Source organism: Sinorhizobium sp. NFACC03, from assembly GCF_900103435.1.
GTDB lineage: Bacteria > Pseudomonadota > Alphaproteobacteria > Rhizobiales > Rhizobiaceae > Ensifer.
Map to the genome: position 1 here is coordinate 39,535 of NZ_FMXF01000040.1, position 9,893 is coordinate 49,427.

General features: G+C 65.1%; 10 protein-coding genes. 8 read left to right on the forward strand and 2 right to left on the reverse strand.

Annotated features, from left to right (window positions below; all coding sequences use genetic code 11):
* Window positions 1–35 precede the first annotated feature (35 nt).
* From BLU35_RS30835 to BLU35_RS30870, 8 genes are all read left to right on the forward strand, one after another.
* The gene (locus BLU35_RS30835; RefSeq protein ID WP_093235951.1) at window positions 36–1,199 is read left to right on the forward strand and encodes an isovaleryl-CoA dehydrogenase; all 1,164 of its coding nucleotides are present in this window, start codon (window positions 36–38) and stop codon (window positions 1,197–1,199) included.
* A gap of 47 nt (window positions 1,200–1,246) precedes the next feature.
* On the forward strand, window positions 1,247–2,854 hold the full coding sequence (locus BLU35_RS30840; protein WP_093235952.1) for a carboxyl transferase domain-containing protein: 1,608 nt from the start codon (window positions 1,247–1,249) through the stop codon (window positions 2,852–2,854).
* A 10-nt stretch (window positions 2,855–2,864) separates the two neighbouring features.
* Complete coding sequence (locus BLU35_RS30845; protein ID WP_058320699.1) at window positions 2,865–3,248, forward strand: RidA family protein; 384 nt, start codon at window positions 2,865–2,867, stop codon at window positions 3,246–3,248.
* Between the two features lie 15 nt (window positions 3,249–3,263).
* Window positions 3,264–5,252: an acetyl/propionyl/methylcrotonyl-CoA carboxylase subunit alpha gene (locus BLU35_RS30850; protein WP_093235953.1), complete on the forward strand. Its 1,989-nt coding sequence runs from the start codon at window positions 3,264–3,266 to the stop codon at window positions 5,250–5,252.
* A complete protein-coding gene (locus BLU35_RS30855) occupies window positions 5,249–6,118 on the forward strand; it encodes a hydroxymethylglutaryl-CoA lyase (RefSeq protein WP_093235954.1) in 870 nt (289 codons plus the stop codon). Before BLU35_RS30850 ends, BLU35_RS30855 begins: the two co-directional genes overlap by 4 nt.
* Window positions 6,115–6,900, forward strand: coding sequence for a crotonase/enoyl-CoA hydratase family protein (locus BLU35_RS30860; RefSeq protein ID WP_093235955.1), 786 nt, complete (start codon window positions 6,115–6,117; stop codon window positions 6,898–6,900). Before BLU35_RS30855 ends, BLU35_RS30860 begins: the two co-directional genes overlap by 4 nt.
* A 72-nt stretch (window positions 6,901–6,972) precedes the next feature.
* Window positions 6,973–7,344, forward strand: coding sequence for an antitoxin Xre/MbcA/ParS toxin-binding domain-containing protein (locus BLU35_RS30865; RefSeq protein ID WP_093235961.1), 372 nt, complete (start codon window positions 6,973–6,975; stop codon window positions 7,342–7,344).
* A complete protein-coding gene (locus tag BLU35_RS30870) occupies window positions 7,344–7,853 on the forward strand; it encodes an RES family NAD+ phosphorylase (RefSeq protein WP_093235956.1) in 510 nt (169 codons plus the stop codon). The genes BLU35_RS30865 and BLU35_RS30870 overlap by 1 nt, the downstream gene beginning before the upstream one ends.
* Window positions 7,854–7,917: 64 nt before the next feature.
* On the opposite strand, the gene BLU35_RS30875 is transcribed toward BLU35_RS30870, so the two are convergent.
* Together BLU35_RS30875 and BLU35_RS30880 are read right to left on the reverse strand one after the other, a co-directional pair.
* Window positions 7,918–9,282, reverse strand: coding sequence for an FAD-binding oxidoreductase (locus tag BLU35_RS30875; RefSeq protein ID WP_093235957.1), 1,365 nt, complete (start codon window positions 9,280–9,282; stop codon window positions 7,918–7,920).
* A gap of 121 nt (window positions 9,283–9,403) precedes the next feature.
* The coding region (locus tag BLU35_RS30880; protein WP_176907505.1) for a TOBE-like domain-containing protein at window positions 9,404–9,893 on the reverse strand (490 nt) is incomplete at its 5' end.

Sequence of the window (9,893 nt, forward strand, 5' to 3'; positions counted from 1 at the left end):
GGAGACCGCGCGGCAGGCACGATGGGAGGATAAACATGTTTCAGGGCGGATTGAGCTTCGCACTTGGCGAGGACATCGACGCATTGCGCGAGAGCGTGCGGCGCTTCGCAATGGACCGCATCGCGCCATTGGCGGATGAAACCGATCGCAACAACGCATTTCCGATGCAGCTCTGGCGCGAGATGGGCGAACTCGGCCTGCTCGGCATCACCGCTGGCGAGGAGCATGGCGGTGCCGGCATGGGCTATCTCGCCCATTGTGTGGCGATGGAGGAGATCAGCCGCGCGTCGGCCTCGGTCGGCCTCAGCTACGGCGCCCACTCCAATCTTTGCGTCAACCAGATCAACCGCAACGGCAATGACGAGCAGAAGGCGCGTTACCTGCCGAAGCTGATCTCCGGCGAATTTGTCGGCGCGCTTGCAATGTCCGAGCCCGGCGCTGGGTCGGACGTCGTCTCGATGACGCTGAGGGCCGACAAGCGCGGTGACCGCTATGTGCTCAACGGCAACAAGATGTGGATCACCAATGGCCCCGACGCCGACGTGCTCGTCGTCTATGCCAAGACCGATCCGGCGGCCGGTCCGCGCGGGATCACCGCATTCCTGGTCGAAAAAGGCTATGCCGGATTTTCCACCGGCCAGAAGCTCGACAAGCTCGGCATGCGCGGTTCCAACACCTGCGAGCTGATCTTTAAAGATTGCGAGGTGCCCGAGGAAAACGTGCTCGGCACCATCGGCGGCGGCGTGCGGGTTTTGATGTCCGGGCTCGACTACGAGCGCGTGGTGCTGTCGGCCGGTCCCCTCGGTATCATGGCCGCTTGCCTTGATGTCGTCGTCCCCTATCTGCATGAGCGCAAGCAGTTCGGCCAGGCGATCGGCGAATTCCAGCTGATGCAGGGCAAGCTCGCGGACATGTATGTGACGGCAAATGCGGCACGCGCCTATGTCTATGCGGTGGCAGCCGCCTGCGATCGTGGCGAGACGACGCGCAAGGATGCGGCGGGTTGCATCCTCTACGCGGCCGAGAAGGCGACGGCGCTCGCGCTCGAGGCGATCCAGGCGCTGGGCGGCAACGGTTATACCAACGACTACCCGGCGGGTCGTCTGCTGCGCGACGCCAAGCTCTACGAGATCGGTGCAGGCACCAGCGAGATTCGCCGCATGCTGATCGGCCGGGAACTGTTCACCGAGACGAGCTAGAGCGGGATGAGACGAAAAGCGGCCGAACTCGATCCAATGAGGACTTCATGACCGTTCTGAAATCTCACATCTCACCGTCCTCCGAAACGTTCAGGGCCAATCAGGCGGCCATGGCCGAGGCGATCGTGACGGTCGAGGAGGCCGTGAAGCTTGCGACCGGCGGTGGCGGCGATGCCGCGCGCGAGCGCCACGTCAGCCGCGGCAAGCTTCTGCCGCGCGACCGGGTGGCCAATCTCATCGATCCCGCAACGCCGTTTCTCGAAGTCGGCATGACGGCGGCGCACGGCATGTACAATGGCGATGCGCCGGCGGCCGGACTGATCACGGGCATCGGCCGGGTGTCGGGCCGCGAATGCATGATCGTCTGCAACGATCCGACGGTCAAAGGCGGTACCTACTATCCGCTGACGGTCAAGAAGCACCTGCGCGCGCAGGAGATCGCCGCGGAAAACCATCTGCCTTGCATCTATCTCGTTGACTCCGGTGGCGCCAATCTGCCGAACCAGGACGAGGTTTTCCCGGACAGGGATCACTTCGGCCGGATCTTCTACAACCAGGCCAACATGTCGGCTGCCGGCATTCCGCAGATCGCTGTGGTGATGGGATCGTGCACGGCCGGCGGCGCCTACGTGCCGGCGATGTCCGACGAAACGATCATCGTCGAGGGCCAGGGTACGATCTTTCTCGCCGGCCCGCCGCTCGTCAGGGCGGCGACCGGCGAGGTGGTCTCGGCGGAGGATCTCGGCGGCGCCGATGTGCATACCCGCCTTTCCGGCGTGGCCGATCACTTGGCGCGTGACGACGCCCACGCGCTGGCGCTGGCGCGTCGGGCTGTCGCCGCGCTCAACCGGCACAAGCCGCTGTCGGTCGAACTCGCGGCATCTGAACCGCCGCTCTACGATCCGCACGAAATTGCCGGCATCGTGCCTTCCGATCTGCGCACGCCCTACGATATCCGCGAGGTCATCGCCCGCGTCGTCGACGGCTCCCGTTTCGACGAGTTCAAGGCGCGCTACGGCACGACGCTCGTCTGCGGCTTCGCCCATGTCCATGGCATTCCGGTCGGCATCATCGCCAACAACGGCGTGCTGTTCTCGGAATCCGCACTGAAGGGCGCGCATTTCGTCGAGCTCTGCGCTCAGCGCAAGATCCCGCTCGTGTTCCTGCAGAACATCACCGGCTTCATGGTCGGGCGGAAGTACGAGACAGAAGGCATCGCCAAGCACGGCGCCAAGCTGGTGACGGCGGTGGCGACGGCGCGGGTCCCGAAGGTGACCATGCTCGTCGGCGGCTCCTTCGGCGCGGGCAATTACGGCATGTGCGGCCGCGCCTTTTCGCCGCGCTTCCTCTGGACCTGGCCGAACAGCCGTATCTCGGTGATGGGCGGCGAACAGGCGGCCGGCGTCTTGACGACCGTGCGCAGCGAGGCGCTGAAGCGGGCGGGCACGCCCTGGAGCGAAGAGGAGGAGGCGCGTTTCCGCCAGCCGATCCTCGATCTCTTCGAACGCCAGAGCCATCCGCTCTATGCCTCGGCAAGACTTTGGGACGACGGTGTCGTCGATCCGCGCAAGACGCGCGATGTGCTGGGCCTGTCGCTTTCGGCAGCGCTCAACGCGCCGATCGAAGACACGCGCTTCGGCCTCTTCAGGATGTAGGGATGAGCTGATGAAGCGCGAGAACATCAACGCCAAGAATGCACCTCAACCGCGCGGCGGCTATTCGCAGGCCGTGTGCCTTGAAGATTTCGAGCGCCTGCTCTTTGTCAGCGGCCAGGTGCCGCTGACGGCCGAAGACGCATTGCCGGAGGGTTTCGAGGCGCAGGCGCGCCAGGTCTGGGCGAACATTGACGCCCAGCTGACGGCGGCGGGTATGACGAAGTCCGATATCGTCAAGGTGACGGTCCTGCTTGCCGACCGCCAGTACACCATGGCCAACCGTGCTGCCCGCCAGGAATATCTGGGCGCGCTCGCACCCGCCATGACCGTGGCGATCGCCGGCATTTTCGATGCCGGCTGGTTGCTCGAAATCGATGTGATCGCTGCGCGATAGGGGCCGAGGATGCCGATGTTTTCCAAACTCCTGATTGCCAATCGCGGTGAGATCGCCTGCCGGGTGATGCGCACCGCCAAGCGTCTCGGCATTCGTACGGTCGCCGTCTATTCCGATGCCGATGTCGGTGCGCTGCACGTGGCGCTCGCCGACGAAGCGATCCGCATCGGCCCGCCGCCGGCACTCGAAAGCTATCTGTCGGCCGAGCGCATCATCGCTGCCGCACGCGCGGTCGGTGCGGATGCGATCCACCCGGGCTATGGTTTTCTCTCGGAGAATGCCGATTTCGCCGACGCCGTCGAGGCGGCCGGGATCACCTTCGTCGGGCCATCCGCGCGGGCGATCCGCGCCATGGGGCTGAAGGATGCCGCCAAGGCGCTGATGGAGCAGTCCGGTGTGCCGGTCGTCCCCGGTTATCACGGCGAGCGGCAGGATGCGGACTTTCTCGCGAACGAAGCGGAAAATGTCGGTTATCCGGTGCTGATCAAGGCACGCGCCGGCGGCGGCGGCAAGGGCATGCGGCGCGTCGACAGCGCCGCCGAGTTTCCAGCCGCACTCGAGGCGGCGCGCCGCGAGGCGGAAGCCGCCTTCGGCGATGGCTCGGTGCTGATCGAGAAATACCTGACGAAACCCCGGCACATTGAAGTCCAGGTCTTCGGCGACCGGCACGGCAATATCCTGCACCTCTTCGAGCGCGACTGCTCGCTGCAGCGCCGCCACCAGAAGGTAATCGAGGAAGCGCCGGCCCCCGGAATGACAGCTGAAGTGCGGCTCGCCATGGGCGATGCTGCGGTTCGGGCAGCCCACGCGATCGGCTATGTTGGCGCCGGCACCGTCGAATTCATCGCTGACGTGACGGACGGGCTCTGGCCGGACCAGTTCTATTTCATGGAGATGAACACCCGTTTGCAGGTGGAGCATCCGGTGACGGAGGCGATCACCGGCATCGATCTCGTCGAGTGGCAGTTGCGCGCCGCCGCCGGCGAAGCGCTGCCCAAACGCCAGAGCGAGATCGGCATCGACGGCTGGGCGTTCGAAGCCCGCATCTACGCGGAGGACCCGTCACGCGGCTTTCTGCCGGCGACCGGGCGGCTGACGACGCTGAGCTTTCCGGAAGATGGCGTGCGTGTCGATGCCGGTGTGCGGCAGGGCGACCGGATCACGCCATTCTATGATCCGCTGATCGCCAAGCTGATCGTTCATGGCCCGAACCGATCGGCAGCGTTGGTAAAGCTCGAAAGCGCATTGAAGGCTTGCCGCATCGGCGGCACGGTTACCAATCTCGATTTTCTGGCGCGTCTCGCCGCCGAGCCGGATTTTCGCGCCGGGCATCCCGATACCGGCCTCATCGACCGTTCCATCGATCAGCTCACGGCAACGAAGGCGCCAAGCGACGCGGCGCTGGCACTGGCGGCGATCGTCTCCACCGGCGCCTTGCTGCCGGATGGATCTGCCGATCCATGGTCGGCACTCGGCCATTGGCAGATCTGGGGCGACGCCAGCAGGAACGTCACGATAGAGCACGCAGGCGGCCGGGCGATTGTGACGCTCGCTGCCCGCGGCCGCGACCAGTTTGCGGTCCACACCGGAACGGCGGCTCTGCCTGTGGTGATCCTCGACCGGTTCACCGATGGCGCCCGCGCCGAGATCTCCGGTGCGCAGCATGAGTTCCGCTTCCTGCGCGAAGGCGAGCAGATCACCCTGTTCCTCAACGGTGACACTTACGTCCTGCGCCTGCCCGATGCGCTTGGCACCGGTCATTCCAGCGAGGTGGCCGACGACGAGGTGTCGGCGCCGATGCCTGGCATCGTCAAGCTCATCCGGGTCCGCCCGGGTGATACGGTCGAAAAGGGGCAGGCGCTCGCCGTCATGGAAGCAATGAAGATGGAGCTTACGCTGTCGGCCTCGCGTGCCGGCGTGGTCGAGAGCGTACTGGTCAGTGAAGGCGAACAGGTGAGCGCCGGCGCCGTGTTGGTGATGCTCCAGGCGGAGAGCGCAGAATGAGCGGAGCGGTGCCTGAGCACGTGACGATCGTCGAAATGGCGCCACGTGACGGGCTGCAGAATGAAAGCCGTATCGTTGCGACTGCCGACAAGATCCGCCTCGTCGATCTGCTATCCGACTGCGGCTATGAGCGGATCGAGGTGACGAGCTTCGTCAGCCCGAAATGGGTGCCGCAGATGGCCGACGCCGCCGAGGTGATGGCCGGCATTATCAGGCGACCCGGTACGCGCTACGCCGTGCTGACGCCCAATATGCGCGGGCTTGTGGGAGCACTTGAAGCCGGCGCCGACGAGGTGGCGATCTTCGCGTCGGCTTCCGAAACCTTCTCGCAGAAGAACATCAATTGCTCGATCGCCGAAAGCATCGCGCGGTTTCGCCCGATTGCCGACGCCTGCCGTGAGCGCGGGCTTTTGCTGCGCGGCTATGTCAGTTGCGTGGTCGAATGCCCCTATGAGGGTGCGATCGCGCCGGCCAGTGCCGCCGATGTCGCCGGCCTACTCGATGAACTCGGCTGCTATGAGATCAGTCTCGGCGACACGATCGGTCGCGGCACACCGGAGGCGGTGGACGCGATGCTGGCTGCAGTGCTGGAGCGCATTCGGTCCGAGCGGCTTGCCGGACATTTCCACGATACGTCCGGCCGCGCGCTCGACAATATCGCCGTGGCGCTCGACCGCGGTTTGCGGGTCTTCGATGCCTCGGCCGGCGGTCTCGGTGGCTGTCCCTATGCGCCTGGAGCGGCGGGCAATGTCGACACACTCGCCGTCAACGCCTTCGTCACCGGCAAGGGGTTCTCGACTGGCCTCGACACGGCGAAGCTCGAACAGGCCGCCGCTTTCGCGCGCACCTTGAGGACAAGATCATGACCCTCGAAACGATCCGGATCGCGACCGACGCACGCGGCGTCGCGCGGCTGACGCTGGCACAACCGCAGAAGCACAATGCGCTTTCGGCGAAGATGATCGGCGAACTGACCGAAGCCGCTCATTCGCTTTCGGACGATCGCTCGGTCCGGGCCGTCATACTGGAAGCCGAAGGCCGCAGCTTCTGCGCCGGCGGCGATCTCGGCTGGATGCGTGAGCAGTTCGATGCCGATCGGGCGACGCGGATCGTCGAGGCGACGCGTCTGGCGATGATGTTCAAGGCGCTGAACGAGATCGCCAAGCCGGTGATCGGCCGCCTGCATGGCAACGCCTTTGGCGGCGGCGTCGGCCTCATGAGCATCTGCGATGCGGCCGTCGCTTCGGCCGACGCCAAATTTGGTTTGACGGAGACGCGTCTCGGCCTGATCCCGGCCACCATCAGCCCCTATGTTGTCGCCCGCATCGGCGAGGGCAAGGCGCGGCCGCTGTTCATGTCCGCCCGGCTGTTCGGTGCGGAAGAGGCGCGGGCTCTGGGGCTGGCCACGGTCGTTGCTGCGGCGGATGCCCTGGATGCGGCGGTCGAAGCGGAGATCGAGCCCTATCTGGCAGTGGCGCCCGAGGCGACCGGGCGGGCCAAACGGTTGGCCCGTTCGCTTGGACCACCGATCACCGGGGACACCATTGCCGTGACCATCGAGCAGCTTGCTGATTGCTGGGAATCCGACGAGGCCCGCGAAGGTGTCGGCGCTTTCTTTGACAAGCGCGAGCCATCCTGGCGGCAATAGGCCTTCCTTGAAATGGGCGCCTTTTGAGCTTATTTTGATTAGATGATGTTCAAAAAGAGCTCGGATGTTGCCATGGCTGCTGTCAGTTTTAATGTTTCTGCCGCCCACTACGGCGAGAGCCACTCGTCCTTCCTCTCCGCGAGGCTGGTTTCCGATCGCCTCGGCGTGACGCTTGCGGAGCTCGCGAAGTTGATCGGGGTCGCACGCAACACGCTGACGGCGAAGTCCAGCGCCCGCAAGGTCGATGCGGCGTTGAGCAACGTCGTGCGCATCCTCGCCATGGCCGGCGAGATGGCGGGGGACGACAGCCGCGCCGTGATCTGGTTCAAGCACCAGCCGATCCCCGGCTGGGCCGGCAAGACCGCCTATGACCTTGTCGGCGAAGGCAAGGCCGACAAGGTGCTCGCCTATCTCGAAGCCGTACGTTCCGGTGTCTACGCCTGATGGCGAGAAGCGAGCCGGTGCGCCTGTGGCGCGCCTACGTCCCGCGCTGGGCACATGCGCCGCTCTCCGGTGAGGGTGCTGCGCGCTTCGGCGGGCGCTGGAATCCAGTTGGGACGCCGACAATCTACGCGGCCCGCGAACTTTCGACCGCCTGGGCGGAATACAATCAAGGTTTCGTCCAGCACCCGGCGCTGATCGCGCAGCTCGAGCTGCGCAATGCGCGGCTCGCCGATCTGACCGCGGCGGATGAGCTGGCCGGGTTCGGTATCACCGTGGATATCCACCGTTGCGAATGGCGCGACGCGCTTGATCGCGGTCGCGTGCCGGAGACGCACCGCCTGCAGGCGGAGCTCAGCGCCCAAGGCTTCGCTGGCCTGATTTATCCGTCGTTCATGTCGCCTGGCGGCACCTGCGTCGCGCTCTGGCGCTGGAACGAAGGTGAAGGCCCCGAGCTGAAGGTCATCGATCCCGAGGAGCGTCTGCCGAAGACACCGGCTTCCTGGCTCTGAAGCCGCCTCTCTGAAAGGCGCAACTCCGGACGGAAAACCGCTTCACACTTTTCCTGGAGTTGCTTCAGAGCACCTTGCCGGGATTGAGGATGCCGTTCGGATCGAGCGCGTGCTTGATCCGCCGCATGAGTTCGAGCTCGGCGGAGCTGCGCGAATGGTCGAGAAAATCGCGCTTCAACGTGCCGATGCCGTGTTCGGCCGATATCGAACCTTTGTAACGTCGTACGATCTCATAGACGATGCCGTCGACAATGTGCGGCGTTTCCGCGTCACTGTCCGATTGCGAGAAGGCGATGTGCAGGTTGCTGTCGGCGACATGGCCGAAGAAGGAGACGTGGGCGGCCGGGAAACGTGCGGAAAGCGCCTTGCCGCATTCCGCGGTAAAGAGGCCGATATCGCCGATCGGCAGGCTGACATCGAGGTTGATCAGCGCGGGCAAGAGCTGGTCCATCGCGTGGCCCTCGCGGATGTTCCAGAACGAGCGGCTTTCCTTCTCCGATTGGGCAATCAGCGCGTCGCTGATGATGCCGGCTTCGAGCGCTTCGCCGAGAAAGGCTTCGAACGCACCGCGCTCGCTGTCGTCACCCAGGAGATCCTGTTCGACGATCACGGCGAAAGGCGGAATTTCATCAAAAAGCTTCTGCTTTTCGGCCTCGGCGTTGAAGCGGAAATAGTTCTGCCACATGGCCTCGAAGGCCGAGAGCCCCGGCAGGCGGCGCTGGCAATATGTGAGGAAGGCAACCACATTATCAAAGCTGTCGAGGGCACAGAGCGCCGTCAGCCGGCCGGCTGGCAGCGGCCGCAGACGGAGGACTGCGCGGGTGATCACGCCGAGCGTTCCCTCCGAGCCGATGAAATACTGCCGGAGATCGTAGCCGGTGTTGTTCTTGATCATCTTGTTGAGCGACGAGATGACAGTCCCATCGGCCAGCACGACTTCGAGGCCGAGCACGTTGTCGCGCGTCACGCCATAGCGCAGCACACGGATGCCGCCGGCATTGGTGGCGAGATTGCCGCCGATCTGGCAGGAGCCGCGGGCACCAAGATCGATCGGCAACAGGAAGCCGGCCCCTTCTGCAGCGCGCTGCGCCACCTCGAGCGGCGTGCCGGCGCGCACTGTCATGGTCCCGGCCTGCGGGTCGATCTCCTCGATACCGGTGAAACGTTCGAGCGAAATCACCACCGCGTCGCTGCCGGCATTGGCGCCGCCGGCCAGCCCGGTCAGGCCGCCCTGGACTACAACTGCCTGGCCGTTCTCGTTGCAGAGGCGGAGGACTGCGGCGATCTCTTCGCTGCTTGTCGGTCGGATAACGGCCTTCGGGAGTTCGCGGCCGGTCAGGCTGGCGTCGCTGCGGTGGCGTTCGCCAATCTCGGTTCCGGTCAGGACGATGTCGCCGAGGGCTTGTTTCAGGTCGTCGACGATCGTCATGCGCTTCTCCCGTTTCCGCGGCAATGGTTTGCCGCGGGCGTCCCTGCTTAGCGCATATCGAAGCAAACCGAAATCGGCCGACGAAGCTCAAGCGCGCTTCGTCGGCGGGTGGCCGGTGAGATCAGGTGCCCGTCCGGGCAAGCTCGAAGGCTTCCGTTTCGGCGCTCTCCTCGGCGTCTTGCTGCTCGGCCCTTGCCGGTGCGGTCGTTGCGGCCTGCTCTCTGTTGTCTCTGAAGAGTTTCCACTTTGTCGGCCGGAAGGCGATGCGGCTGTGGTCGCCGGCGGCGGCGCGTTCGGGCGACAGTTCGATCTCGACATGCGGATGGTTGCGGCCCAGGTCGAGTTCGAGATGGCGGGTGCCGGCAACGCGGCGGCTGGCGGTGACGAGGCCGGCAAGACAGCCGCCGCAGCCGTCGATCAGCTCGATGTCGTGTGGGCGGAAGTGCAGATTGGCCGGCCCGTCCGGCTCGGACGGAGCCCTGAGCCCGATCGGCCGGTCCTCGAACCAGATCTCGCCGTTCTGGAGCGTGACGGCGAGCGCGTTCGACTGGCCGATGAAGCCGAAGACGAAGGGCGAGACCGGATGGTCGTAGATCTCGTCGGGCGTGCCG

What these genes read in the sequence shown, in the direction of transcription:
- BLU35_RS30835 (WP_093235951.1), top strand. Translation starts at nt 36, where the DNA reads ATGTTTCAGGGCGGATTGAGCTTCGCACTTGGCGAGGACATCGACGCA.
- BLU35_RS30840 (WP_093235952.1), top strand. Translation starts at nt 1,247, where the DNA reads ATGACCGTTCTGAAATCTCACATCTCACCGTCCTCCGAAACGTTCAGG.
- BLU35_RS30845 (WP_058320699.1), top strand. Translation starts at nt 2,865, where the DNA reads ATGAAGCGCGAGAACATCAACGCCAAGAATGCACCTCAACCGCGCGGC.
- BLU35_RS30850 (WP_093235953.1), top strand. Translation starts at nt 3,264, where the DNA reads ATGTTTTCCAAACTCCTGATTGCCAATCGCGGTGAGATCGCCTGCCGG.
- BLU35_RS30855 (WP_093235954.1), top strand. Translation starts at nt 5,249, where the DNA reads ATGAGCGGAGCGGTGCCTGAGCACGTGACGATCGTCGAAATGGCGCCA.
- BLU35_RS30860 (WP_093235955.1), top strand. Translation starts at nt 6,115, where the DNA reads ATGACCCTCGAAACGATCCGGATCGCGACCGACGCACGCGGCGTCGCG.
- BLU35_RS30865 (WP_093235961.1), top strand. Translation starts at nt 6,973, where the DNA reads ATGGCTGCTGTCAGTTTTAATGTTTCTGCCGCCCACTACGGCGAGAGC.
- BLU35_RS30870 (WP_093235956.1), top strand. Translation starts at nt 7,344, where the DNA reads ATGGCGAGAAGCGAGCCGGTGCGCCTGTGGCGCGCCTACGTCCCGCGC.
- BLU35_RS30875 (WP_093235957.1), bottom strand. Translation starts at nt 9,282, where the DNA reads ATGACGATCGTCGACGACCTGAAACAAGCCCTCGGCGACATCGTCCTG.